This is a genomic window from Plesiomonas shigelloides, assembly GCF_900087055.1.
GTDB lineage: Bacteria > Pseudomonadota > Gammaproteobacteria > Enterobacterales > CAMTGL01 > Plesiomonas > Plesiomonas shigelloides.
The window spans coordinates 2518070-2544299 of record NZ_LT575468.1 but is presented as its reverse complement, the minus strand read 5'-3'; the positions used below and the strand labels follow the sequence as shown (position 1 = coordinate 2544299).

Below are 26230 nucleotides of genomic sequence, written 5' to 3'. Positions count from 1 at the left end.
TAAACAGTGTGCCGGTATGTATGTCGTCCAAGTAATGGTTCCTTTCGTCAGTAACAGTATTTCAGTAAAGACAATATCCAACAAAGACAGCGTCTTAGAAATGCTAAAGGGGCATTCAGGCTAGACAGTGTAGCAATAGCGACGCGGTCTGCGTAAACACGGTTTCAATAAATATGAGCTACATAGCGTAGAATCAAGCGGGTTGTGTCCGATAATCAGCGCAGGATCACTTCCTGCATAAAGCGGCTGCCAAAATAGGCCAGAGTCAGTAAGAACGCGCCGATCAGACTGAAGTAGACCATACGGCGTCCGCGCCAGCCTTGGCGAAAGTGTCCCCACAGCAGCACGCCATAGACCACCCATGCCAACATCGACAAAATGGCTTTGTGCGATTTGCCTTGCGCGAACATGTCTTGCAGGAAAAACCAGCCACTGATCAGTGTTAAGGTCAGCAGGATCTCACCAATTAAGGTGATCTGAAACAGCTGGCGCTCGATGGTCATCAATGGCGGGAAAATCGGGCTAAGCGGTAACCGTTTTTGCTTGAGGCGGTAATCCAACCACGCCAGTTGCAGGGCATACAAGGTGGCAATCATCAAGGTGGCATAGGCAAACAGAGCCAAGGTGATGTGCAGCAAAATACCGGCGTTATGCTCAAGATGCGTAATAAAGGCGCCGGGCAGGAAACTGGCTGCGGCCAGATTGATGGCGGCAAAACTATACACCACCGGCATCAAAAACCAGACCCGATAACGCAGGAGCGACAAGGTCATCAATAAGGTGATGATCAAGCCAACCAGCGACGCCACATTCATCAGGCTGAGGTTTTGTCCGCTGACCGCACCAAAAATGAGCTCTTGCAGGGTGATCCCATGAAACAGCAGTGCGAAACCGGCACAGGCAAACACGGCCCGTGGATTCGGTCCGTTTTTACGCAGCAAACTCGGAATAATCAGCCCCAGACAGGCGGCATAACCCAGTAAGGCGAGTGTCGCGAAAATTGGCATAAGTCGGTGTCAGTGGTTGCATAACCTGATAGAAGAAAAGCTAGTATACCGTCCCTTCGGCAATGCTCCAACCTTGTGACTGCCACATAAGCAGAATAATCAGGTATAATCCCTTCAATTATTAAGCCACACAGACCCTGTGCAAGCGGACACTGACTACGATGTTTGAGAATCTTTCTGATCGACTGTCGCGCACTCTGCGCAATATCAGCGGCCGTGGCCGACTGACTGATGAAAATATTAAAGACACCCTGCGTGAAGTACGCATGGCGTTACTGGAAGCGGATGTCGCTTTGCCCGTGGTACGTGATTTTATCAATCGCGTTAAAGAGCGTGCCGTTGGCCAAGAGGTCAACAAGAGCCTGACGCCGGGTCAGGAGTTCGTGAAAATTGTACGTAACGAACTCGAATTGGCGATGGGCGAAGCCAACAGTGACCTGAATCTGGCGGCGCAACCGCCAGCTGTGGTGCTGATGGCGGGTCTGCAGGGGGCCGGTAAAACCACCAGTGTGGCCAAGCTGGGTAAATTCCTGCGTGAGCGTAAGAAGAAAAAAGTGCTGGTGGTGTCCGCGGACGTGTATCGCCCGGCGGCGATCAAACAGCTGGAAACCTTGGCGGAAAGCGTTGAGATCGATTTCTTCCCATCGGAGCCGCAAGAGAAGCCGTTAGCGATCGTTAACAAAGCGCTGCAGCACGCCAAACTGAAATTCTACGATGTGCTGCTGGTGGATACTGCCGGTCGTTTGCACGTTGATGGCGAGATGATGGACGAGATCCAGCAGCTGCACGCGGCCATCAACCCAATCGAAACCCTGTTCGTGGTCGATGCCATGACCGGTCAGGATGCGGCCAATACCGCGAAGGCATTTAACGAAGCGTTGCCATTGACCGGTGTGATTTTGACCAAGGTCGATGGTGATGCCCGTGGTGGTGCGGCGCTGTCTATCCGTCATATTACCGGCAAGCCGATTAAATTCCTCGGTGTGGGCGAGAAAACCGATGCGCTGGAGCCGTTCTTCCCGGATCGCGTTGCGTCACGAATTCTGGGCATGGGCGATGTACTGTCGCTGATTGAAGATCTGGAGCGTAACGTTGACCGTGAACAGGCCGAGAAAATGGCCGAGAAGTTCAAGAAGGGCGACAACTTCGACCTGGAAGACTTCCGCGATCAGCTGCAACAGATGCGCAATATGGGCGGCATGATGAGCATGCTGGAAAAACTGCCGGGTGCCGGTCAGTTGCCGGATAACATCAAAGCGCAGATGGATGACAAGGTCACCGTGAAAATGGAAGCGATGATCAACTCCATGACCCGTGCCGAGCGCCGTAACCCTGAGCTGATTAAAGGTGGCCGTAAGCGCCGTATCGCCATGGGGGCCGGTGTTCAGGTGCAGGATGTGAACCGTCTGCTCAAGCAATTTACTGAAATGCAGCGCATGATGAAAAAAATGCGCAAAGGCGGCATGGCGAAAATGATGCGTGGCATGAAAGGTATGATGCCACCGGGCATGTTTGGCCGTTAATCCTTACCGTAGCGGTGCCTTGACAGGTGCCGCGTGTGTAAATCCGTTAAGGCAGGTTGCTTTTTACCCTGAAACGAGTAAAATTCGACAGCTTTTTCGCAGACCCCGGAGTCCGACCCTCAATACGGTCTCTGGGTGTTTTTGTTAATATAAGAGGACGTTATGGTAACTATTCGTTTGGCACGTGGCGGCGCTAAAAAGCGTCCGTTTTATCAAGTAGTCGTAACCGACAGCCGTAGTGCGCGTGATGGCCGTTTCATCGAGAGCGTGGGTTTCTTCAACCCAATCGCTGCTGGTGCGGCTGAGAAGGTTCGTCTGGACCTGGATCGCATCAACCATTGGCTTGGCCTGGGCGCTACTGTAAGCGACCGTGTTGCTAAGCTGCTGAAAGACGCGCAGAAAGCTGCGTAATCCGTCTGGGTGGTTTCAATGAGTAAGCTGCTTGAGCCTGTGGTGCTTGGGAAACTGGGTTCTACATACGGTATCCGTGGTTGGCTCAGGGTGTACTCCTCCACCGAGGATTCGGAAAGTATTTTCGAGTACCAACCTTGGTTCTTGAAAACAGGGGGTCAATGGCGTGAGGTGGAGCTGGAAAGCTGGCGTCACCACAACAATGACCTGATCATCAAGCTGAAAGGCGTTGATGATCGTGAAACAGCCCACGCAATGACTAATGCAGAAATTGCCGTGGATGCTTCACAGCTACCTAAGCTGGAAGAAGGTGATTATTACTGGCGTGACCTGATGGGTTGCAAGGTGGTAAACACCAGTGGTTATGAGTTTGGTAAAGTCACTGACATGATGGAAACCGGCTCTAACGATGTTCTGGTGGTGAAGGCAAACCTGAAAGATGCTTTTGGAATCAAGGAGCGGTTAATTCCGTTCCTCGATGGGCAGGTTATCAAAAAAGTCGATCTCGCTACTCGAACTATCGAAGTAGATTGGGATCCTGGTTTCTGACCCGGGGCAGAGCAATCTGTCTGACGAGAATTGGCACTAAATCTATGTGGATAGGCCGAAACCTATGTGGATAGGAATAGTAAGCTTGTTCCCTGAGATGTTCCGTACAGTGACCGATTTCGGGGTAACCGGCCGAGCGGTAAAAAATGGCCTGCTCAGCATTGAGTGCTGGAATCCTCGCGATTTTACGCACGACCGGCATCGCACTGTCGATGACAGACCTTTCGGGGGCGGGCCGGGCATGTTGATGATGGTGCAACCCTTACGGGATGCGATTCATGCAGCGAAAGCGGCTGCAGGTGATGGGGCGAAGGTAATCTATCTGTCGCCTCAGGGACGCACACTGGATCAGTCTGGTGTGAGTGAGCTGGCAACGAACGAGAAGTTGATTCTGGTTTGTGGTCGCTACGAAGGCATAGATGAGCGCGTGATCCAAACCGAAGTTGACGAAGAATGGTCAATCGGCGATTACGTTCTCAGTGGCGGTGAGTTACCTGCCATGACGCTGTTGGATGCAGTCGCGCGGTTTGTTCCGGGTGTTCTGGGCCATCAAGCGTCCGCAGAGGAAGATTCCTTTGCGAACGGGTTACTGGACTGTCCGCACTATACCCGGCCCGAGGTATTAGATGGGATGCAAGTGCCGCCGGTTTTATTATCGGGGAATCATGCAGAAATTCGTCGCTGGCGATTAAAACAGTCGCTGGGCCGTACTTGGCTGAGAAGACCTGAGCTTCTAGAAAGCCTAGCTCTGACTGACGAGCAAGCGGTGCTCCTGACTGAGTTCCAAGAGGAACATCAGGGCAGTGAGCAGAACTAAAGATTCAGTTAATTCTAGGGTTAAGAGAGAATTATGAGCAATATCATTAAGCAACTGGAACAAGAACAACTGAAACAAAACGTACCGGCGTTCCGTCCTGGTGACACCGTTGTGGTACAGGTTTGGGTTGTTGAAGGTGACAAAAAGCGTCTGCAGGCATTCGAGGGCGTGGTAATCGCTAAGCGTAACCGCGGTCTGCACTCTGCATTCACCGTACGTAAAATCTCCAACGGCGAAGGTGTTGAGCGTGTGTTCCAGACTCACTCTCCACTGATCGACAGCGTTGCTGTTAAGCGTCGTGGTGCTGTGCGTAAAGCGAAACTGTACTACCTGCGTGAGCGTTCTGGTAAGTCTGCTCGTATTAAAGAGCGTCTGAACTAATCGCTGCGCGATACGTTCTCAAAATAGTGCATACTATTTATAGCGGTTGGCGAAAGCTGACCGCTTTTTTTATCCCTGTGATTTGGGGTTAAGCGGTTTTTTTCGCTATTACCCGCTATTACACTTAGTTGTGATACTGCACCGATAGGGGGGGAAGTGGCTTGCGCTGGGAGTGAGCGGGGCTTACTGTTTCTGTCTTCTGTCTTCTGTCTTCTGTCTTCTGTCTTCTGTCTTCTGTCTTCTGTCTTCTGTCTTCTGTCTTCTGTCTTCTGTCTTCTGTCTTCTGTCTTCTGGCACTTTATTGGCTTGGCCCGTAAATTTTTTGCGCTGAACCTTTTCAATTTCTGTTGTCTCAATCAATATAGACAAGCCCGCAGGGTGAGTATTGAGGTGTGCAGGAGATGATTAAACGAATTCTGGCTGCGGTGACGTTGGCGTTGTCCGCATCATGCAGCTACGCGGCAGAAGAGCCGATCACCGTACAGGGAATGTATGTGTGGGGGGAAGGGGTGGAAACTTTCCAGCCATGCAATGACCCGAGCGTGTTTTGGTTAAACGGGGATGAGGCCAGTTTGCAGCCATTGCGTCAGTTGGCGGCGGAGGTGATGAAGAAAAAGCATCAGCCTTACCAGCCCATTTATGTGGTGTTGCAAGTGACGGAGGATGTGCCGCAGGGCGAGTTTGCTGAGGATTATGACGGTGTATACCGCCTGTCTAAGGTGGAATCTTTCAGCGCCCAAATTCCGAAAGGCTGTGAGCGGCAGCAAGTGTATTAAACATCACGTTAGGTGATAAAAAAGGCTTTGTGACCAAGGCGAGGTATGTGCGCTCTGTGGTCCAAAGCCTTTTTTGTTGCATGCGGTGTTTTGCCTAGCGTCTTAGCCTGTGTGCTGAAGCGCTAGGCAAGGTGTGGATGCTGATAATCAGTGTTGCAGCCACAGGTTATAGCTGTAGAACTCGTTATCGCGGATATAGCCTTCTTTTTCATACAGGCTTTGGGCGCGGGTGTTGTCATGTGCGGTTTGCAGCATGATATAACCGGCGTCAGTTTCTTCACCCAGCGCTTTGCAGCGTGCCAGTAAGGCTTCGCCAACACCTTGACGACGTGCGGATGGGGTCACGAACAGGTCGTACAGCCACCATACCGGCTTCATCTGCAGTGAGCAAAATGCAGGATACAGTTGGGCAAAGCCGACCGCTTCGCCAGCATCATTGACGGCGTAAAAGATCACGGATTGATTAAATTGCAGACGGGCTTGCATGAATGCCAGAGCTTGTTCAGGCATTGGGTCGACTTGATAGAATTCACGATATTGTACATATAATGGCGCTACTTTCGCGGCATCTTGTACGGCTGCCTGATAAATTTTCATATTGCTGTGCTCCGTGGTAAAGCGTGTGGTAAAGCCCGTTGTGAAGCTTATAGTGAAGTGGGCTAGCCCCAAAACGGTTGCCAATCAATCTGTGAAACCCACCAGTCCCAGCCGCGCTGCCATGCTTGCTGATACTCTTGTGCGCCAGGCAAGGAGTTACATCCTTGCGGATAGGCAAGACCACGCGCGCCCCAGCGGAACAGTTCATCATTGCGGCAGATGCCGGTGAGTGCTTGATTAAACCCTTTTTGGTACTCAGTGAAACTGATTGGAGCGGTGTGTCTTTGGCACAGCGTTTCAAGATCTTGCGCGGTACGTGCGGCCCGACCGGATAGGGCATCGCGTTGTCCGATGAGCTCGGCATTGCCCGCTCGGCATTGTTCGGCCATATAGCGGTTGGTACAACCCGTCAGCGTAAGAATCAGTAAGCCAAGCCATACCAGATGTCGCATACTTTGCTCCTCAATATGCTGTGGCAACATAGCAAAAAAAACCGGTCAGGAGACCGGCTTTTAACATTATGTAACGCTAAACCACACTCGGTTATAAAAAGGTCTCTACTAGTAAGAAGCCTACTGTACAGGCGGTAATTACGCCAATCAGTCCCGGAATAATAAAGCTGTGATTGATAATGAATTTCCCGATGCGGGTTGTACCGGAGCGGTCAAAGCCGATGCAAGCCAGATCACTTGGGTAGGTTGGCAGCACGAAGTAACCGTAACAGGCCGGGAAGAAGGCCACGATCATTTTCGGATCCACACCCAGCGCCAGACCCATAGGGGCGATGGCGGTCAGCGCAGCGGCTTGGCTGTTTACCAGTTTGGAGACGAGGAACAGCACCAGTGCGTAGGTCCACGGGTGGGCAACCACGACATCAGCCAACACGTCTTTCAATTGCACCATGTGCGCTTGGAAGAAGGTGTCACTCATCCAAGCAACCCCGAACACCGAGAAAATCGCGACCATACCGGCTTTGAAGACTGCGCCGTTGGCAATCTCACCCGGTTTGACTTTACACACCATCAGCATGATGGCACCGGCAATCAGCATCATCATCTGGATCGCCAGGTTCATTGACAGCATCTTGGTTTTGCCGTTTTCCAGCACAAACTCAGGACGCAGGCCATCAAACGCACCCAGTAACACCACCACGGCAATGGCGGCGAAGAAAATACCGGTCGCCCAGTAAGCTTCTTTCGGGAATGTTTGGTTCAGCAGGGTTTCAGTGCTGCCATAGATAAATTCACGCTGCTTGGGATCTTGCAGTTTAGCTTGGAATTCTGGGTCTTTATCCAGATCCTTACCGCGGCGCAGGCTCCACAGTGCGGCGACCATCACACCACACAAAGAGGCTGGTACGGAGATAGCCAGCAGGGTCAGCATGCCGATAGGCTCACCAATGCCTTGCTTGGCGGCCAGAATCGAGAGCAGAGAAACCACGGCTACCGATACAGGAGAGGCACAAATCGCCATCTGTGAGGCGACAGATGCTACCGCCATTGGACGCTCTGGACGGATATTCTTTTTCAGCGCGATGTCAGAGATGATGGGGAACATGGTGTACACCACGTGGCCGGTACCGCACAGGAAAGTCAGAGTCCAAGTGGTGAGCGGAGCCAAAATGGTGATGTATTGTGGATGACGGCGCAGCAGACGCTCGGCGTATTGCATCAATACGTTCAGGCCGCCGGCGGTTTGCAGTACGGAAGCACAGCCAATAACCGCCAAAATGGTCAGCATAACGCTCACTGGCGGCTCGCCCGGCATCAGGCCGAAGACGAAGGATAAAATAAACAGGCCAATACCACTGATTAAGCCCAGTCCCATACCGCCAAAGCGGGTACCAACTAATAAGCACAGCAGTACGACTATAAACTGCAAAGCAATCATAAAACCAATCCCTGTTGAGTAATTAACTAGAGTGAATTAATAGGTACACAAAAAGAAAATATCTGCACGGGGATATCATCGTCTATTTCATCGGACAAATCTGAGGAAATGATCACCGAACCAGAATGTGCATTAAATAATCTGCCGTTTTATTGATCTGAGTAAATAAAATTCCCATTCGTGACACCTATTGCGCCTTTTGTCAGGGAAATAGACATGCTTTACCGATGGTGAGTGAAATGACGATAAATAAGGTGTGCTGAGAATCATTAACGATAGGGCGGAATAAATCGGGCTATTAGCTAATAGTAAGAAACTCATAGCAAGAGCCGGTAATAAAAGAGAGTCTAAACGTTATCGTGAATACTTGTCGTAATATGGCTGTTATTGTCTTGCTAATAAAGCGTAGATAATAAGAGTGAAATAATTGTTGTCATGCGCAAATAATAGTCAGTGTGTTATGTTTTCTCGCTATTTCTATCGAATCCCTTCGTTAAAATGACAACAGCCGCAAGGGCGGCTGTTGTGGGGGCGATTTTTTTATCTGTAATGTTACTGATAGAGCGGATTAGCTGTTTTGCTCGGCCACAATCGCTTTGTCGCAGCGACGGATCTTCAAGAAGAACAGCACCGTTACTGCCACGGTCGCGCCCAGACCAATCACGGTCGAGATATCCATCGGCAGGTTAAATCCGATCTTGGCATTGGCCAGATAGGTAAAGCATACGGCGGTCATGAACATGGCCGGAACCGTGGCGACCCAGTGGAATTTACCGTGACGCAGCAAGTAAGCGGCGGCGGTCCACAGCATCATCATTGCAGTAGTCTGGTTTGCCCAACCGAAGTAACGCCAAATCACATCGAAATCGGTTTTGGTGATCATGTAACCCAGCACGAACATTGGCAGAGCAATCAGCATCCGCTTACTGATGGCTTTTTGTGGCATTTTCAAGAAGTCAGCAATGATCAGACGTGCAGAGCGGAATGCGGTATCACCAGAGGTAATCGGCAGGATCACCACACCCAGCACGGCCAGTGCTCCACCGACCATTCCCAGCAGCGAGGTAGACACTTCGTGTACCACTTTGGCCGGGCCTCCGCTGGCCAGCGTGGCATTTAAGGCGTCGCTGCTTTCGTAGAAGCTCAGACCCAGCGTACACCAGATCAGGGCAATCACACCTTCACCGATCATCGCACCGTAGAAAATAAAGCGGCCATGCTTTTCATTTTGCATGCAGCGCGCCATCAGTGGTGATTGGGTAGCGTGGAAGCCGGATACAGCGCCACAGGCGATAGTGATGAACAGCAGTGGCCACAATGGCAGCTCGGTTGGATGCATGTTGGTGAACACGTCCATTCCTGCGCTGTAGAACGGCTTGTCGCTGACCATCAAACCAATCAGCAGACCGGCCGACATAAACAGCAGCAGGGCGCCGAAAATAGGGTACAGGCGGCCAATGATCTTATCTACCGGCACGACCGTGGCCAGAATGTAGTAGCCAAAAATGATGGCAATCCACATTGGCACGCTCCAGCTGGTCAAATCCCCAAGCAGGCTGGCAGGGCTCAGTACAAACACCACGCCGACCAGTAGCAGCAGGATGATGGAAAACGCATTCATGAAGTGCTTGGCAACAGTACCCAGATGATTACCCACCACCGTTGGTACTGATGCACCGTTGGCGCGCACGCTCAGCATCCCAGAGAAGTAATCATGCACCGCACCGGCGAAGATGCAGCCAAACACAATCCACAACATGGCGACTGGACCATACAGCGCGCCCAGAATTGGGCCAAAGATAGGGCCGACGCCGGCAATATTTAGCAGCTGAACCAACCACACTTTGGCATTGGACATAGGGACATAATCGACACCATCTTGCATCGCCAGTGCAGGCGTTTGACGCTCTGGACGGGGATTAAAGATCTTCTCGATTATGGCACCGTAAATAAAATAACCGGCAATCAAAATGCCGACGCACAACAGAAACCAGATCATACCTGACTCACTCTTTTTGTTATGGTGAATGTACTGAAGGGGAATGTACAAAGAGGTAGCTATACTCTACGCAATATCAAGTTGAATAGGTCAGCTTTTACGCTGAGAGGTTATATTGGCGCTTAAGCGGTAATTATATTCGTTAAGTGGTTTTTTTGGGGGGGGAAGCGGTGGACGATTGTGAAATAGTGTTTTAAACATCAAGGTGAGCGAATAAATATAATTATGAGATGGTTCACATTTTTATATTGACTGTATTTGATGTTGAGACTGAACGTAATATCAGAAAAAACGTGGCGGCATTAAAATAACATGCCGCGAATGTGAGTTTTATCACAGAGAAACAGTTACGGAATATTCAGATAATCTTTTACTGCGCGTAAATAACGGCGACTGACCGGCACTTTATGTCCGCTACGGGTCACAATATCGACCTGCGCCGCATCCGTAAATTGCAGCTCGCAGATTTGCTCAGGATTGACCAGATATTGGCGATGACAGCGCAGCAGTGGGGTTTTTTCTTCCAATACCTTGAGTGAGAGTGGGGTATAGCCGCTTTGTTGGTGGGCCACCACTTGCACTCCGCTCAGATCGGTATGCGCGAACTCCACCTCTTCCAAATGTAAAAAGAAGATGCGCTGGTGACCCTGACAGGGAATTTGGCGCAGAGGCGGTGTCGGTTCAGGTAAGACGAGCGGCTGCGGCGCGCTGGCCTGATACAGGCGCTGCAAGGTTTTTTGTAGCCGCGCCGGATCAATGGGCTTGAGCAAGTAATCGAAGGCTTGCTCTTCAAAGGCCTGCAAGGCGTAGTCATCGAAGGCGGTGACAAACACGATGTGCGGCATGCGGTTTTTATCCAGCATGCTGACCATTTCCAGCCCGCTGATCCGCGGCATCTGGATATCTAGAAACACAATATCGGGCTGATGTTGGTTGATGGCGCTCATCGCTTCGACCGCATTGGCACATTCGGCCACGATGTGCAGTTGAGCTTGTTCTGCCAGCAGCTCGCGCAATTCGGCGCGCGCGAGTGGCTCGTCGTCGACAATCATTACGCTGAGCATACGCATTCCTCAGTTTCTTCGGCGCGGGGTAAATGTAAAGTGACGCAGGTGCGACGCTCCGGCTCGCAGTCGGTACTGACGCCGTAAGCCTCGCCATAGCGCGCTTTAATGCGCTTATCCACCAAGCTCATGCCGAGGCCATCACTGCGCTTATCGGCGCAAAACAGCCCTGCATTATCCTCTACCGCCAAAAACAGACCGCGCTCCGTTTGGCGTGCGCTGATCCGTATGTGGCCAGTTTCCAATGAGTGTGCGGTACCGTGCTTGATGGCATTTTCCACAATCGGCTGCAGGATAAAGGCTGGAACGCGGCAGTGATGCAATGCGCTCGGAATATCCATTTCTACCTGCAGGCGATCGGCAAAACGCGCTAACTCAATTTGCAGGTAGGCCGTAACATGCTCAATTTCGTCATGCAGGCTGACATCGCCACTGACACGTTTGAGATTTTTACGGAAAAACGTCGACAGGTATTGTACCAAGTCCCGCGCTTGCTGCGGGTTGCGCCGGATCACGGCAGCAATGGTGTTCAACGCATTAAACAGAAAATGCGGGTTCACCTGCGCATGCAGCAATTTGATTTCGGTTTGTGCCAGCATCTGTTTTTGCTGCTGCAACCGGCCTGCCAGTAACTGATTCGACAATAGACGCGCGATCCCTTCTCCCAATGTGCGGTTGATGGAGGAGAACAGCTTTCGTTTCGGCTCATACAGTTTGATGGTGCCGATCACCTGTTCATCTTCACCGCGCAGCGGGATCACCAGCGATGAGCCTAAGCGGCAGTCGGCGGCAATCGAGCAGCGATACGGATGCTCGTTACCGTCAGCGTACACCACCACATTGTCGGCAATCGCCTGCATGGTGTGCGGTGAGGTGATCGGGGTGCCGGGGCGATGATGATCATCGCCAATGCCGATAAAGCCGAGCAGGACTTCACGGTCGGTAATTGCCACGGCGCCCACATCAATTTCTTCGTAAATAGTCTGGGCAATTTGTTGGCTGGTGTGTTGGTTAAGCCCCTGTAGCAGCACGCCCACGGTGCGCTCGGCAATGCGTAGCGCCTTGGCAGAAAAGGCGATGGAGTATTTTTCAAACATGGCTTTGCGATCGAGGATGATGCGCATAAACATGGCCGCTCCGGTGGAGTTGGCAATCACCATCGGCAGAGCGATGTGTTGCACTAAGCGTTCGGCATCGGCGTAAGGTTTGGCCACTAGCAAAATCACCGCCATCTGCACAATTTCGGCCAGCAAGGTGATGGCGAAGACCACTAGGGTGTTAAACAGCAAATCGCCGTGGCCACGGCGCACCAGATAGCGATGTGCCAGCCCGCCCAGTAATCCTTCCAAGGTGGTGGAGATAGCACAGGCCAGATCGGTAAACCCCCCCAAGCTGTAGCGATGTAAACCGCCCGTCAGACCAACGGCCAATCCCACCACCGGCCCGCCGAGCAAGCCGCCGAGCACCGCGCCGATGGCGCGGGTATTGGCAATCGCATCTTGAATTTGCAAACCAAAATAGGTGCCCAGAATACAAAAGCCGGAAAACATCACATAACAGATGATCTTGTGTGGCAGGCGGACAGAAACCTGCATCAGTGGCGTGAACAGCGGGGTGCGACTTAATAGGTAAGCGATCACCAGATAAACGCACATCTGCTGCAACAGCAATGAGACCAACTCGATATGATTAATTTCCATGCCCAATCCCGCCGATTATCCGGCCGTCTATTCTACCGGATTATTTACTTTACAGTGGGTAATGTTTTCTTTACGAAAATGGCTTGAAAAGTTTACGCCAGTTGATATTGTGAGCTGACGCAGGATTGAACAACCTCCTGCTGCTCTGTTGCAAACACCCACAGGTTGTCACTGAGAACCACTGACCGGCAGGGTCAGGGCGCAGTGGCCGTAAACCCAAAAACGTTAAATCAAAGGATGAAGCCGTCATGCACAAAGATGCGTTAAATAATGTCCACATCAGCGCCGAACAGGTGATGGTGACCCCCGATGAACTGAAGGCCAAATTGCCAATCAGTGAACGTGCGTTGAATCAGATTGCGGCCTCGCGCCGTACCATTGCCGATATTATTCACCGCCGCGATCCGCGTTTGCTGGTGGTGTGCGGCCCATGCTCGATTCACGACCCTGAAGCGGCTATTGATTATGCTCGTCGTCTGAAAGCGCTTTCCAACCAGCTGAGTGACCAGTTGTATATCGTCATGCGTGTCTATTTTGAAAAGCCGCGCACCACAGTTGGTTGGAAAGGGCTTATTAACGACCCGTATATGGACGGCTCTTTTGATGTGGAAGCAGGTCTGCATATCGCCCGCTCGCTGCTGATCAATTTGGCGGAGATGGAGATCCCGTTGGCGACCGAAGCGCTCGATCCGATCAGTCCGCAATACATCGGCGATCTGTTTAGCTGGTCGGCGATCGGTGCGCGCACCACCGAATCGCAAACGCACCGCGAGATGGCCTCGGGCTTATCCATGCCGGTGGGGTTTAAAAACGGCACTGATGGCAGCCTGAGCACCGCGATTAACGCCATGAAAGCGGCCGCCATGTCGCACCGTTTCATGGGCATTAATCAGGCCGGACAGGTGGCGCTGTTGCAAACCCAAGGCAACCCTGATGGTCACGTGATCTTGCGCGGCGGCCATCGCCCGAACTATTCGGCGGCTGATGTGGCGGAATGTCAGGCTCAAATGGCAAAGGCAGGACTGACCGGTGCGCTGATGGTAGACTGTAGCCACGGCAATTCCGAAAAAGATTTCCGTCGTCAAGGTCAGGTATTGGATGCGGTGGTCAGCCAAATTCAGGCTGGTAACCGCTCCATTATCGGGGTGATGCTGGAAAGTAACCTGCATGAGGGAAACCAGTCGGCAGAGCAGCCGCGTGAGCAGATGCGCTATGGCGTGTCGGTTACCGATGCCTGCATCAACTGGGAGGAAACGGAACAAGTATTGTGCCGGATTCACAAAGAGTTAGCGCCGCACCTGAATGCGCGTCAGGCGGCGGCATAAAGCCCAACAAGAGGAAACACCATGGTGGCAGAACTGGCACAACTGCGCGATCAAATCGATGCTGTAGATCAGGAGATGCTGGGCTTGTTAGCCCGGCGTTTGGAGCTGGTAAAACAGGTGGGCGAAGTGAAAAGTCGCTGTGGCCTGCCAATTTATGTTCCGGAGCGCGAAGCCAGCATGCTGACCGCGCGGCGTGCGGAAGCGCAGCGCTTGGGCGTGCCGCCGGATCTGATTGAAGATATTCTGCGCCGCGTGATGCGCGAGTCTTACTCCAGCGAAAATGACAGCGGTTTTAAGACCGTGCATCCTGCGCTGCGACCGATTGTGGTGATAGGTGGCCGTGGGCAACTAGGTCAGCTGTTCTGCCAGTTATTTACGTTGTCTGGCTATCAGGTTCGAGTGCTGGAAAAAGAGGATTGGGCTGACGCCGACCATTTGTTGGCGGATGCGGGCATGGTGGTGGTGAGCGTGCCGATCTGTTTGACCGAAGAGGTGATTGGTCGGCTGCGTCAGTTGCCGGAAGATTGCATCTTGGCGGATTTGACCTCGGTGAAACAGCAACCGCTGCAAGCGATGCTGGAAATTCACCGTGGGCCGGTGGTGGGTTTGCACCCGATGTTTGGCCCGGATGTGTCGAGTCTGGCCAAGCAAGTGGTGGTGGCCTGTGATGGCCGCGAGCCAGAAGCTTATGCGTGGCTATTGGAGCAGATCAAAATCTGGGGCGCGCGGGTACACCGTTTGCCAGCGGCGCAGCATGACCAAGCCATGACGCTGATTCAGGCATTACGCCACTTTGCGACTTTTGCCTATGGCTCGCATCTGGCGCAGGAAAATGCTGACCTAGAGCAGTTGTTGGCGCTGTCATCGCCGATTTACCGTTTGGAATTGGCGATGGTTGGGCGATTGTTTGCCCAAGATCCGCAGCTGTACGCTGACATTATTCTGGCTCAGCCGCAGAATCTGGCGATGATCCGGCGTTTCCATCAACGCTTTGGTGAGGCGATTAGCTTGCTGGAGCACCACGACAAATCGGCCTTCATGCAGCGTTTTGCCGAGGTAGCACAATGGTTTGGTGAGTATGCCGAGCAGTTTCAGGCCGAAAGCCGCGTTTTGCTGCGCCAAGCCAATGACTCGTTGGTGCATCGTGCTTAATAGTCCAAAAATCGGCTAGCCAGAATAGTCGGTTGAACTCAGCATATTTGCTAATCATGCGATAACCACGAGAGCACAAGATAAAAAAGCGGCGCAGTGCGCCGCTTTTTTATTGCCGTTGATGGCATGTTAGCGCAGCGTTTGCATCAGTTCCCCGAAGGCCAGAGCATCCAGAGCGGCAGTTGAGTCGGTTTCAGCGGTGATTGACGCATCTCCCGGCAACGCCAGCGGCAGCAGTACGCCGTGCGCGCCAGCACTGCGCGCGGCTTGTACCAAGGCGGGTAATAAGCGGGCATCGCTGGCAAATACGCTCGGTGCTACTATGACCGGCATGTCTGCCTGTTGGCATAGCTGCGCGGTGGTGACCAGATCCCAACACGGTGCACTTTCTGTGGTGCGCTGGCTCCCCGTTTCACAAAAAATCACTTGCTGATTGCCTTGGCTGCGCACGGTATTGGCCGCCGCGAGCAAGGCGGCGTTATCCATGTCTGGCGCGCGACTGAGCATCACCGGACATGGCGTTTTTCCGGCAGCGTGTAGCAGCGCGGTGTTGTGCATTGCCTGAGGCGGGATGTACAGTAAATCGGCTTTAGCCGCCAGCGTGGTCAGGTGCGTGGTGGTGGTCACTGGCAGCAGCAACGGTAACTGATAGCGACGGCTAATATCGCGCAGCAAATCGGTCAGAGCTTGTTGCGCGCCACTGTTTGCCTGTGCCTCTTCGGCCAAGGTCAACGGTAAGCTGAACAGGGCGCCGCCAAATTGTTTAACGGTGGCAGCGCTTTGCAGCAGCGCCTCACGGCTTGCGCCATGCATCGGGCCGGCAAATACCCGAAACGGCTGTTGACCACCGAGAGTGACAGCGCCAATGCGGACATTACGGCACGGCGCAGCGTCGAGATCGTGCGTATCCTCGGTGGCAGTGGCGCGCACGCCGCGCTCAATACCATGTCCTAAGATAGGCTGCGCGCTCAGATGCATCGCTTCGCGTGAGTGTGGAATATGCGCTTCTGGCGGTACCTCGGTTGGGATCACGGTTTCTGATGGGTAGCAGCCCAGCACTTTGACATAGCGGGTCTGGCGGCTTAACAGGCGCAGCGCCGATTGCATACGCGCTTCGCTAAGATTGCCTTCCACATCCAGATAAAACATCTCTTCCCACGGGCGACCGTTGATCGGGCGTGACTCAAGCTTACTCATGTTGATGCCGTGATCGCGCAAAATCAGCAGCGCCTCCACCAGTGAGCCCGCATGCTGGGCGGTGGACATGATTAAGGTGGTCTTGGCGCTCACTTGTGCCGCCACCTCCACCGGCTCGCGGGCGACCACAATAAAGCGGCTGATGTTTTCCTGCTGATTGGCGATATTGCCTTGCAGAGCGTGCAGGCCGTATAACTCACCGCCTTCGGCATTGCTGATTGCCGCCACGTGCGGCGATTGCAATTGCGCCACTTTTTGCATCGCGTGCGAAGAGCTTTCACAGAACTCCAGTTGCACCTGACCCAGCGTTGCCAAGAACTGACTGCATTGTTGCAGCGGTTGCGGGTGGCTATAGACGGTGTGAATTTGATCGGCACTGGTCTCTTGCGCGACCAATAAACAATGCTCAATCGGGTGGGTCAGCTCACCAACAATCGACAGCTGGGTGTGCTGCAGCAGATCGTACACGTCATTAATCGAGCCGGAGCTGGTGTTCTCAATCGGCAGCACCCCGTAATCGGCTTGGCCTTGTTCAACTTGTTTGAGAATTTCATCAAAGGTGCGGCAACTGATCTCCACCAAACGGCCTGTGTGGCGCGCGGCGTATTTACGCGCCGCCAGATGGGAGTAAGAGCCGCGCATGCCGAGAAAGGCGATTTTATGCTGTTGGGTTTGCGCAGGGTTGAGCTGTTGTTGCAGGTAGGCTTGCTGGGTTAACACCGAATCTTCAATGATGGTGTGGTAAATCTGGGTGACATAATGCGGGTCTAACTGTAGCTCATGGGCTTGCTGGATCAGTGCGCTGAGTAAAATTTGCTCGCGTTCGGTATCGCGCAGCGCAGTCAGGCTCTTTTCCTTGCTGCGGGCCACATCCAGGGCCAGTTGGCGGCGCTCGGCCAGCAGTTTGAGCAGCGAGCGGTCCAACTGGCTGATGTGCTGGCGGATTTGGGTTAAGTCCTGACTCATGGTGTACATCCTTGCTGTGCGTGAAACGGGTAAAAAAAAGCCCCCCGAGGTGGGAGGCTGCTTTGTTCGTCTTGGTTTTCTTTTGCGCGTAACGAAGCGGCCTCCTAGTGTGGGCGGCTAAAAAAGCTGAAAAAGAAAACCATGAAAAACAAAGGCATAAAAAATCTCACTGGCGATAAGAAACAGGCAATGGAACGTGTGAAGTGGTTTTAAAGTAGCCAGAAGGGCGTGTGCTTGTCAACGGATTTATCGGTGCCGCGAGCGCGGGCGGGAAAGTGGGCGCGGTAGGCTGCGAGCCAGATAACGAAAAACGCACCCTTACGGGTGCGCTCTCCTGAAATTTGACCAGATAACCACTATGACTGAATCATTTATCGACAATGTCGTTTGTCATGTTATTGGTTATAGCGTGGTTTCAGCATCGTCCTCTTCAGCAATTTTTTCAGCCAGTTCTTCTTCCTGCAGACGGTTTGCTTCTTTCACGCTCTGCATTGAACGGCGCGATTCGCCTTTGTGTTGCAGCTTGTTCAGCTGACGTTCCAGTTTCAGCAGCATCTCATTAATGGCTGCATACATATCATGGTGTTCGGCGCTGGCAACCAGCTGACCATTGGCAATGCCGATATTGGCTTCGGCGACAAATTCACCTTTTGGCGTTTTCCCCAAGATCACGTGTGGTTTAATCAGCGGAGTTTGCCATTTTTCCAGTTTGGTCAGACGGTCTTCGACATGTTCGCGGATAGCCGGAGTGATGTCCATTTGTTTGCTAGTAATGTTAACTTTCATAGGCTTACCTCTTGTCTATCCCGCCATTGGGCTTAACTTCAGAATACTTAAGATGGATAAATAAAGTGTGATTCAGATCACATTATTTTGCTAATGAACATTCTGTTAAACAAAGTGTGAGTTGGTTAAGTAAAATTGATACGGTGGGCTTGCTGTTCCGAGAGTACTGGGGCAGGATGAGAGAGTTAAAGCGCAAGAAACGGGATGGCTTTTGTCTTTTTTCGTTTTAAAAACAGCGTCTTGAGTAAATGTTAAACAAGTGACCATTCCCTACCAAGATTCCCTTCAGTTGTTTTGCTGGTTCTGTTCCCTTTTACATCACTCTTAGCTGGCCGTTGAGCGGCAAAAGTTGTCTCGAACTGTTGCTGGTAGAGACTAACTGCCTATATTTGCTGGTGTTGGCGCGAGAAAAACACTGCGGTGACGATAAAAAAACCGATCAGAAAACGTATTTGGTGGGATAAATAAAGACAATAAAAAACGCGCCCCAAGGGACGCGTTGGTATTCTTTATTTCAATGCGCCGTTGTCAGTGCGGGGCTAATTCGGTACTGAGACCTACACTACACTGACGTTCGTGCGTGAATTAGGCGCTTACGGGGTTGGCAGCAATCAGCTTCGCCACTTTGGCCGCTTCAGCGGTCAGGCCCAGTTGCTGATAGGCATTTTCCATCAGCGGCAGGGCTTCACGGGCGGCTTGGGTGTCTGGATAATCACGCAGCATCTGCTCAACCCGATTAATCACCGCGACATACGCGCCACGTTTGGTATAGTACTCGGCCACGGACAGCTCATGCTTGGCCAGACGGTTTTTCAAGAATACCAGACGGGCATGGGCATCAGCGGCATACTGGCTATCAGGATAACGCTGGATCAGCATGGTGAAGTCACGGTACGCCTGACGGGCGTGATCGGGGCTACGATCAGAGCGATCGATACCGAAAATGCCGTGCAACAGGTTGTTATCATAGGCCATATCAGTCAGACCGCGCATATACAGCACGTAGTCCGCCTGAGGCGAAGTTGGGTTCAGACGCAGGAAACGGTCGATGGAAGCCATCGCCAAGGCCAGATCGGCTGACTTATAATAAGCGTAGATGAGATCAAGCTGTACCTGCTGGGAATACGGACCGAACGGATAGCGGTTGTCCAGCGCTTCCAGTTGGGTGATGGCCTCGCGGAAGTTACCGTCTTGCAGTTTTGCCTGTGCGTTGGCATAGAGTTCGGACGGCGGCACATCCGGTACGGTTTCCTTGGTGTTGGAGCATCCTGCTAACGTGACGGCAAGAGCAGCTGATACCATCAGGGCTGTAATACGCTTCATGACGTTCTCGATCATCCTCAAGTGGCTTGCGGGAGTCTTTTGGTTAAGATCCCAGCAAAGAAAATGTACAATTGCCGGCTATTCTAAACGGCATGCCGTTAAAACCCAACGTTAATACACTCAACGTTAATAAAGAAGTTGCGACATGGCACAACAAATTGAACTTACTGCGACAGTGGCTTACGAGCAACTCGGGCAACGCTTAGACCAAGCTCTGGCTGAGTTGTTCCCAGATTACTCCCGCTCGCGCATCAAAACCTGGATTCAGGATGGCTGCGTACGGGTCGATGGCACTGTCGTCGATCGCCCGCGGGAAAAGGTCCTCGGCGGTGAGCAGATCGCGGTCATGACCGTTATCGAAGAGCAGGAACGCTGGGTAGCTCAGGATATCGCACTGGATATCGTTTATGAAGATGAACATATTCTGGTGATTAATAAGCCGCGCGATCTGGTGGTCCATCCGGGCGCCGGTAATGCGGACGGCACTATTTTGAACGCCTTGCTGCACTACTGCCCATCGATTAGCGATGTGCCGCGAGCCGGGATCGTGCACCGTCTGGATAAAGACACTACCGGTTTGATGGTGGTGGCGAAAACCGTTCCGGCGCAAACCCACTTGGTGGAAGCGCTGCAGCGCCGTGAAATCACTCGTGAATACGAGGCGATTGCCATTGGCATCATGACCAAAGGCGGTACCGTGGATGAGCCGATTGCGCGCCATCCAAGTAAGCGTACTCACATGGCGGTGCACCCAATGGGTAAACCGGCGGTTACGCACTATCGGATCATGGAGCGTTTCCGCGCCCATACCCGTTTGCGTCTGCGTCTGGAGTCGGGGCGTACGCACCAGATCCGTGTCCACATGGCGTATATCAGCCATCCACTGATTGGCGACCCGTTGTACGGTGGCCGTCCACGTCCGCCAAAGGGCGCGTCGGAAGAGTTTATGCAGGTACTGCGTCGCTTTGACCGTCAGGCTCTGCACGCCACTATGCTGCGTCTGGTGCACCCGATCACCGGTGAGCAAATGGAGTGGCATGCGCCGATTCCACAGGATATGGTAGAGCTGGTGGAAGCGCTGCGTGCCGATACGCTGGCGCACAAAGACGAGATGGATGACTGATGAACTGGATTGAGCCGGACTGGCCAGCGCCCGCCAAGGTGCGTGCGCTGAGTACCACCCGTGACGGGGGGATGAGTGAAGGTCCGTATGCCAGCCTGAATTTAGGTTCGCATGTGGGCGATTCACTGAGCGCTGTCGATCAGAACCGTGCGTTGCTGCGTAACGCTGCGCGCTTGCCGCATGAGCCGGTCTGGATGGATCAGGTTCACGGTACACGTGTGCTGACCCTGCCGCTGGCTGACGGTGAAAGTAAACAAGCCGATGCGGCGTTTACCGCCACTGCCGGTCAAGTCTGTACCGTGATGACCGCCGATTGCTTGCCGGTGCTGTTTTGCAGCACCGATGGCAGCCAAGTCGCGGCAGCCCATGCCGGTTGGCGCGGCCTGTGTGACGGGGTACTGGAAAAAACCGTGGCCCGTTTTGGCGTCGCGCCAGCGCGCTTGATGGCGTGGATGGGCCCCGCGATTGGCCCACAGGTTTTTGAAGTGGGCGAAGAGGTGCGTGAGCGCTTTATCCAGTTCAATCCCGCAGCCGCTATGGCGTTTCAGCCGCATGGCGATCGCTACTTAGCCAACCTGTACCTGCTGGCGCGTCAGCGCTTGCTGGCGGCGGGAGTTGGCGCGATTTATGGTGGTGATTATTGTACCTATAGCGATCCTGAGCGTTTCTTCTCGTTCCGTCGGGAGTCAGAAACCGGTCGTCAGGCCAGCTTGATCTGGATTGAAGAGTAATCGCTTGTTTCTCGTTTCCCTCGATTTTCTTGGGTGAAGGCTTCCTGTGAGGAACGCACTGAGGGAAACGCCCTTGGTGAAAAATCCCTAGGGAAGATAAGGGAAGATAAGGGAAGCTCAAACAAGAAAAAGGCACGCTGCGGCGTGCCTTTTTTATTGGCCGAAACGGAGAGATCGGCACTTATGTAACAGAAGCTATCTTTAGCCAACGCTGTGTTTAACCAAAGAGGTGTTTAATCAAAGTTTCTTTAGCAAGAACATGGTTAACAAAAACCATGTCACCGCAATGGATTAATACCCGCATTTCGGCACAGAAAAAATCCGTACTGCGGCTATTCTTTATCGTGCGCGTGTTTGTGGTGCTCACGAGATGGCATTTTATGGTCGTGATGTTTCACATGGTGGTGACGCTCATCGCTGTGGGATGCGCCTTCACGGTGTTTAACGGGGTGTTTGTGTCCTTCCGGATCGCCACCATGCTGAGTATGTGGATGGCTCTCTTCATGTTCGCGCTCTGGGTGGTGATCTTTGTCGTGCACATGTTCACCGGCAGGCTCACCGTAGCGCGCCCGCATACTTTCATGCACGTGCTCGGCGGTATGCTGAGTTGTCAGTTCGCGAGTATGTGGCTCTTTACCGTGGCCTTGATGCGCCGCTGGTTCGCTGTGGCAGCAGCCTGATTTATGTTCTGACATATGAATCTCCTTAGTAACCCCGCGATCTGGGCGATCTAGCCGTACGGTGACGGGGAGGCAACAAAATAGATTAAGTACATCACCTCTTTTACGCCTTCAGCCACGAAAGCTCTATGCTTAAACGTTGAATAAAAACAACAAGATGTAACAGAAACTCCCAGAAGGAGAATCACTGTTTTTTTTACAAATTGCGGCAGGGTGTAATAGAAAAAACCATGACAGGCAGTACAGTGCGGAGTGAAATTTAATGAGACTGATTGTATAAGGCGAGTAAAACATTTTAGGTGTGATACTTGAAAAGAGCCGAACAGTCCTTATCTCTTGTTATGAGAGTAAGTATTTGCATACAACAACCTGACTGGAGGTGTTATGCGTCTGGATCGTCTTACAAGTAAATTTCAGGTTGCGCTGTCGGAAGCGCAATCGCTGGCGCTCGGACGCGATCATCAGTACATCGAACCGGTTCATTTAATGCTGGCATTATTGAATCAGGAAGGGGGTACTGTTCGACCGCTGCTGACGAGTGCCGGTATTGATGTGGCTGCTGTGCGCGCCGAGCTAAATCAGGAGCTGGATCGAATTCCGAAAGTCGAAGGGATCGGGGGCGATGTCCAACTGTCTCAAGATACCGTGCGTCTGCTGAACCTGTGTGACAAAATTGCGCAAAAGCGCAATGACAAATTTATCTCTTCTGAGCTGTTCGTTCTGGCAGCAGCAGAAGAGCGCGGCAAACTCGGTGAGTTGCTGCGCAAACAAGGTGCGACCTTAAATAAACTGAATGCGGCGGTCGATCAGATGCGCGGTGGTGAAAATGTGAATGATGCTAACGCCGAAGAATCGCGTCAGGCATTGAAGAAATTCACCATCGATCTGACCGAGCGTGCTGAGCAAGGCAAATTGGATCCGGTGATTGGCCGTGACGAAGAGATCCGCCGTACCATCCAAGTCTTGCAGCGTCGGACCAAAAATAACCCGGTATTGATTGGTGAGCCTGGGGTGGGTAAAACCGCCATTGTCGAAGGCTTGGCGCAGCGGATTATTAACGGTGAAGTGCCCGAAGGCTTGCGGCACAAGCGGGTGTTGTCACTGGATATGGGCGCGCTGATTGCCGGTGCTAAATATCGCGGTGAGTTTGAAGAGCGTCTGAAAGGCGTGCTGAATGAGCTGGCTAAAGAAGAAGGCAGCGTCATTCTGTTTATCGATGAGCTGCATACCATGGTCGGCGCCGGTAAAGGCGATGGCGCGATGGATGCGGGCAACATGCTCAAACCGGCACTGGCGCGCGGTGATTTGCACTGTGTGGGTGCCACCACGCTGGATGAATATCGCCAATACATTGAGAAAGACCCAGCATTAGAGCGTCGTTTCCAGAAAGTGTATGTGGCGCCGCCAAGTGTTGAAGATACCATCGCCATTTTGCGTGGTCTGAAAGAGCGGTATGAGCTGCACCACCACGTGCAGATCACCGACCCAGCGATTGTGGCGGCGGCAACCTTGTCGCACCGTTACATTGCCGACCGTCAGTTGCCAGATAAAGCGATTGACCTGATTGACGAAGCGGCGTCTAGCATCCGGATGCAGATTGACTCGAAACCTGAGCCACTGGATCGCTTAGACCGCCGGATTATTCAGCTGAAACTTGAGCAGCAAGCGCTGCAAAAAGAGTCGGACGAAGCAAGCCGTAAGCGTCTGACCATGCTGAACGAAGAGCTGGAAGCCAAAGAGCGCGAATACGCCGAGCTGGACGAAGTCTGGAAGGCAGAAAAAGCGGCGCTGTCCGGTACTCAGCACATTAAAGCCGAGTTAGAGCAAGCGCGTACTCATCTGGAGCAAGCACGTCGTGCTGGTGATTTGGCCCGGATGTCTGAGCTGCAGTACGGTAAAATTCCAGCCTTGGAAAAAGAGCTGGAAAACGCCAGTCAGACCGATACGCACGATCTGCAATTGCTGCGTAACAAGGTGACCGATACTGAGATTGCCGAAGTGCTGTCGAAAGCCACCGGTATTCCGGTTGCGCGGATGCTGGAAGGTGAGCGCGATAAGTTATTGCGTATGGAGCAAGAGCTGCATAAACGCGTGATTGGTCAAAACGAAGCGGTGGAAGCGGTATCGAATGCAATCCGTCGTAGCCGTGCCGGTTTGGCTGACCCAAATCGTCCGATTGGTTCGTTCTTGTTCTTAGGCCCAACCGGGGTGGGTAAAACCGAGCTGTGTAAGGCACTGGCTAACTTCATGTTCGACAGCGATGATGCCATGGTGCGTCTGGATATGTCTGAATTCATGGAAAAACATGCGGTGTCTCGTCTGGTCGGGGCGCCTCCAGGTTATGTGGGCTATGAAGAGGGCGGTTACCTGACTGAAGCGGTACGTCGTCGTCCATACTCTGTCATCCTGCTGGATGAAGTGGAGAAAGCGCATCCGGATGTGTTCAACATCTTGCTGCAAGTGCTGGATGATGGTCGTCTGACTGATGGTCAAGGGCGTACGGTTGATTTCCGTAATACCGTGGTGATCATGACCTCTAACTTGGGCTCTGATTTGATTCAGGAGCAGTTTGGTACGCTGGATTACGGTGAAATGAAAGAGTTGGTGATGAGCGTAGTGAGCCGTCACTTCCGTCCGGAATTTATCAACCGGATCGACGAAACCGTGGTGTTCCATCCACTGGGTAGCGATCAGATCAAGTCGATTGCGGCCATCCAGTTGCAACGCCTGTACAAACGCTTGGAAGAGCGTGGTTATCAGGTGCACATGAGCGAAGCGGCGCTGGAGCACATCTCTAAAGCCGGCTACGACCCGATTTTCGGTGCGCGTCCGCTCAAACGTGCTCTGCAACAGGAAGTGGAAAACCCACTGGCACAGCAAATTCTGTCTGGCGCTCTGTTACCGGGCAAACCGGTCGAGCTGGAGATGGAAGACGGCAAGATTGTTGCTCGTCAGTAACAGCAATCCGTTGCGAAACGTACAGAAAACAGGTGACTTCGGTCACCTGTTTTTTTATGTCGGTTAGCATGCCGTTGGCGGATTACGCAGCATAAATCGCTATGTTTGACCTTTCTGGCGTCGAGAATAACGGATTTTTTGCGCCGTATAGCGCCCTCAGAGTACACTACGGTGTACGAATCTGATTATTGCCGTACGGGAGGCTGTATGCACTGTCCTTTTTGTTCCGCCGTGGACACCAAGGTGATCGACTCACGTCTGGTGGCGGATGGAACACAGGTTCGCCGTCGCCGTCAGTGTCTGGAATGCAATGAGCGTTTTACGACCTTCGAAGTTGCCGAATTGGTGATGCCGCGGGTGATCAAGAGCAATGATATCCGCGAGCCGTTTAACGAAGACAAGCTGCGTAATGGCATGTTGCGGGCGTTGGAAAAGCGTCCGGTGAGTGCCGATGATGTGGAAAAGGCGATCAGCCATATTAAAAGCCGTTTGCGGGCAACCGGTGAGCGGGAAGTACCGGCCAAGCTGGTGGGCAATCTAGTGATGGATGCGCTCAAACAGTTGGATAAAGTGGCTTATATCCGCTTTGCCTCGGTGTATCGCAGTTTTGAAGATATCCGTGAATTTGGCGAGGAAATCGCACGCTTGCAGGATTGAGTGTTACGTGGCGCAAGGGGGAGATTATCTCCCTTGCGCCCATTTGCTGGATTGCCGAGGAGCGGCATACTCTCTTGTCTCTTGTCTCTTGTCTCTTGTCTCTTGTCTCTTGTCTCTTGTCTCTTGTCTCTTGTCTCTTGTCTTTTTGTCCCCTCGAACGCCTTTATTTTTATGCATTAATTATGCAATTTTGATTAGATGAACCTAGTCTAGATAACCGTTCTTTACAGTGGCTATTTCGCATAAAACCAATTTAAAAACAATGCGTTGTCTTTTTATGTGAACAGGTTGTTTACGCATGACACAGGGCGTAATGTCTGACGAAATCATGCGTTAATTTGAAAAATCAATCATCATACAGTATTCTATACAGCACTTGGACCTGAGATTCGGCGGTATCCACCCCCTCTGAATAAGAGCGGATACGGCCTTTCGTGACCGCAATGGCTCGAAACAGGTTCATCGCTCGTAACGCCATAACTCCGAATGGGGTGTGTGCTCTGCAATGCCATTCCGGTTTCTTTTGGCGTGTTCGCCAGATCCGGTATTTCTGGTAATGCCGGTACCCGCAGTACTGCTGCATTCGCAAAAAGCCTGTGATGTTTTGTTCCTCCGCGT

At 52.4% G+C, this 26230-nt stretch carries 23 protein-coding genes and 1 pseudogene; 12 read left to right on the top strand and 12 right to left on the bottom strand.

From position 1 onward, the window contains the following. Window positions 1-215: 215 nt before the first annotated feature. The gene (locus tag NCTC9997_RS11325; protein WP_010864342.1) at window positions 216-1007 is read right to left on the bottom strand and encodes a cytochrome C assembly family protein; all 792 of its coding nucleotides are present in this window, start codon (window positions 1005-1007) and stop codon (window positions 216-218) included. A gap of 161 nt (window positions 1008-1168) precedes the next feature. On the opposite strand from NCTC9997_RS11325, the gene ffh reads away from it, so the two are divergent. From ffh to NCTC9997_RS11295, 6 genes are all read left to right on the top strand, one after another. Beyond that, on the top strand, window positions 1169-2530 hold the full coding sequence (ffh, locus tag NCTC9997_RS11320) for a signal recognition particle protein (protein ID WP_064978088.1): 1362 nt from the start codon (window positions 1169-1171) through the stop codon (window positions 2528-2530). Window positions 2531-2692: 162 nt separating this feature from the next. Next, window positions 2693-2941, top strand: coding sequence for a 30S ribosomal protein S16 (rpsP, locus tag NCTC9997_RS11315; protein ID WP_010864340.1), 249 nt, complete (start codon window positions 2693-2695; stop codon window positions 2939-2941). An 18-nt stretch (window positions 2942-2959) separates the two neighbouring features. Continuing rightward, window positions 2960-3490, top strand: coding sequence for a ribosome maturation factor RimM (rimM, locus tag NCTC9997_RS11310; RefSeq protein WP_010864339.1), 531 nt, complete (start codon window positions 2960-2962; stop codon window positions 3488-3490). Between the two features lie 64 nt (window positions 3491-3554). Further along, entirely contained in the window at window positions 3555-4307 is a 753-nt protein-coding gene (gene trmD / locus NCTC9997_RS11305; protein ID WP_010864338.1) for a tRNA (guanosine(37)-N1)-methyltransferase TrmD, read from the top strand. A 33-nt stretch (window positions 4308-4340) separates the two neighbouring features. After that, the gene (rplS, locus tag NCTC9997_RS11300) at window positions 4341-4688 is read left to right on the top strand and encodes a 50S ribosomal protein L19 (RefSeq protein ID WP_010864337.1); all 348 of its coding nucleotides are present in this window, start codon (window positions 4341-4343) and stop codon (window positions 4686-4688) included. Window positions 4689-5089: 401 nt separating this feature from the next. Then, window positions 5090-5464: a hypothetical protein gene (locus tag NCTC9997_RS11295; RefSeq protein ID WP_064978087.1), complete on the top strand. Its 375-nt coding sequence runs from the start codon at window positions 5090-5092 to the stop codon at window positions 5462-5464. 147 nt (window positions 5465-5611) lie between these two features. Here the strand turns inward: NCTC9997_RS11295 and NCTC9997_RS11290 are convergent, their stop codons facing one another. From NCTC9997_RS11290 to NCTC9997_RS11265, 6 genes are all read right to left on the bottom strand, one after another. Then, the gene (locus NCTC9997_RS11290) at window positions 5612-6061 is read right to left on the bottom strand and encodes a GNAT family N-acetyltransferase (RefSeq protein WP_039045500.1); all 450 of its coding nucleotides are present in this window, start codon (window positions 6059-6061) and stop codon (window positions 5612-5614) included. A gap of 62 nt (window positions 6062-6123) precedes the next feature. Continuing rightward, entirely contained in the window at window positions 6124-6513 is a 390-nt protein-coding gene (locus NCTC9997_RS11285; protein WP_010864334.1) for a DUF2799 domain-containing protein, read from the bottom strand. 91 nt (window positions 6514-6604) lie between these two features. Continuing rightward, the gene (locus tag NCTC9997_RS11280) at window positions 6605-7951 is read right to left on the bottom strand and encodes an anaerobic C4-dicarboxylate transporter (protein ID WP_010864333.1); all 1347 of its coding nucleotides are present in this window, start codon (window positions 7949-7951) and stop codon (window positions 6605-6607) included. A gap of 568 nt (window positions 7952-8519) precedes the next feature. Then, on the bottom strand, window positions 8520-9950 hold the full coding sequence (locus tag NCTC9997_RS11275) for a carbon starvation CstA family protein (RefSeq protein ID WP_039045502.1): 1431 nt from the start codon (window positions 9948-9950) through the stop codon (window positions 8520-8522). Between the two features lie 347 nt (window positions 9951-10297). Next, window positions 10298-11014, bottom strand: a complete 717-nt coding sequence (gene btsR, locus NCTC9997_RS11270; protein WP_010864331.1) for a two-component system response regulator BtsR — start codon at window positions 11012-11014, stop codon at window positions 10298-10300. After that, window positions 11002-12714 (bottom strand): sensor histidine kinase, encoded by a 1713-nt coding sequence (locus NCTC9997_RS11265; protein WP_064978086.1) that lies wholly within the window; start codon window positions 12712-12714, stop codon window positions 11002-11004. Before NCTC9997_RS11265 ends, btsR begins: the two co-directional genes overlap by 13 nt. Before the next feature lie 248 nt (window positions 12715-12962). Here NCTC9997_RS11265 and NCTC9997_RS11260 point away from each other — a divergent pair, with 248 nt between their 5' ends. Both NCTC9997_RS11260 and tyrA read left to right on the top strand, forming a co-directional pair. Continuing rightward, on the top strand, window positions 12963-14039 hold the full coding sequence (locus NCTC9997_RS11260; protein ID WP_039045505.1) for a 3-deoxy-7-phosphoheptulonate synthase: 1077 nt from the start codon (window positions 12963-12965) through the stop codon (window positions 14037-14039). Window positions 14040-14060: 21 nt separating this feature from the next. Further along, window positions 14061-15191 carry a bifunctional chorismate mutase/prephenate dehydrogenase gene (gene tyrA / locus NCTC9997_RS11255; RefSeq protein ID WP_039045506.1) on the top strand — a complete coding sequence of 377 codons (1131 nt, stop codon included), beginning with the start codon at window positions 14061-14063 and terminating at the stop codon, window positions 15189-15191. Window positions 15192-15320: 129 nt separating this feature from the next. Here the strand turns inward: tyrA and NCTC9997_RS15345 are convergent, their stop codons facing one another. The 4 genes and pseudogenes from NCTC9997_RS15345 to bamD form a co-directional block, all read right to left on the bottom strand. Continuing rightward, window positions 15321-16004, bottom strand: coding sequence for a hypothetical protein (locus NCTC9997_RS15345; protein ID WP_230405866.1), 684 nt, complete (start codon window positions 16002-16004; stop codon window positions 15321-15323). Window positions 16005-16214: 210 nt separating this feature from the next. Further along, a pseudogene (pheA, locus tag NCTC9997_RS15340) lies at window positions 16215-17354 on the bottom strand (bifunctional chorismate mutase/prephenate dehydratase); the annotation flags it as partial. Between the two features lie 402 nt (window positions 17355-17756). Next, window positions 17757-18140, bottom strand: coding sequence for a ribosome-associated translation inhibitor RaiA (gene raiA, locus NCTC9997_RS11245; RefSeq protein WP_010864326.1), 384 nt, complete (start codon window positions 18138-18140; stop codon window positions 17757-17759). A gap of 585 nt (window positions 18141-18725) precedes the next feature. Further along, entirely contained in the window at window positions 18726-19463 is a 738-nt protein-coding gene (gene bamD, locus NCTC9997_RS11240) for an outer membrane protein assembly factor BamD (RefSeq protein WP_010864325.1), read from the bottom strand. A gap of 145 nt (window positions 19464-19608) precedes the next feature. Here bamD and rluD point away from each other — a divergent pair, with 145 nt between their 5' ends. Further along, window positions 19609-20586: a 23S rRNA pseudouridine(1911/1915/1917) synthase RluD gene (rluD, locus tag NCTC9997_RS11235; protein WP_064978084.1), complete on the top strand. Its 978-nt coding sequence runs from the start codon at window positions 19609-19611 to the stop codon at window positions 20584-20586. After that, complete coding sequence (gene yfiH, locus NCTC9997_RS11230) at window positions 20586-21317, top strand: purine nucleoside phosphorylase YfiH (RefSeq protein WP_047706661.1); 732 nt, start codon at window positions 20586-20588, stop codon at window positions 21315-21317. Before rluD ends, yfiH begins: the two co-directional genes overlap by 1 nt. Window positions 21318-21649: 332 nt before the next feature. Here the strand turns inward: yfiH and NCTC9997_RS11225 are convergent, their stop codons facing one another. Then, the gene (locus NCTC9997_RS11225) at window positions 21650-22012 is read right to left on the bottom strand and encodes a hypothetical protein (RefSeq protein WP_010864322.1); all 363 of its coding nucleotides are present in this window, start codon (window positions 22010-22012) and stop codon (window positions 21650-21652) included. A gap of 369 nt (window positions 22013-22381) precedes the next feature. On the opposite strand from NCTC9997_RS11225, the gene clpB reads away from it, so the two are divergent. Together clpB and nrdR are read left to right on the top strand one after the other, a co-directional pair. Continuing rightward, on the top strand, window positions 22382-24955 hold the full coding sequence (gene clpB / locus NCTC9997_RS11220) for an ATP-dependent chaperone ClpB (protein ID WP_010864321.1): 2574 nt from the start codon (window positions 22382-22384) through the stop codon (window positions 24953-24955). A 207-nt stretch (window positions 24956-25162) separates the two neighbouring features. Further along, window positions 25163-25612 carry a transcriptional regulator NrdR gene (nrdR, locus tag NCTC9997_RS11215; RefSeq protein WP_010864320.1) on the top strand — a complete coding sequence of 150 codons (450 nt, stop codon included), beginning with the start codon at window positions 25163-25165 and terminating at the stop codon, window positions 25610-25612. The last annotated feature ends 618 nt before the right edge of the window (window positions 25613-26230 follow it).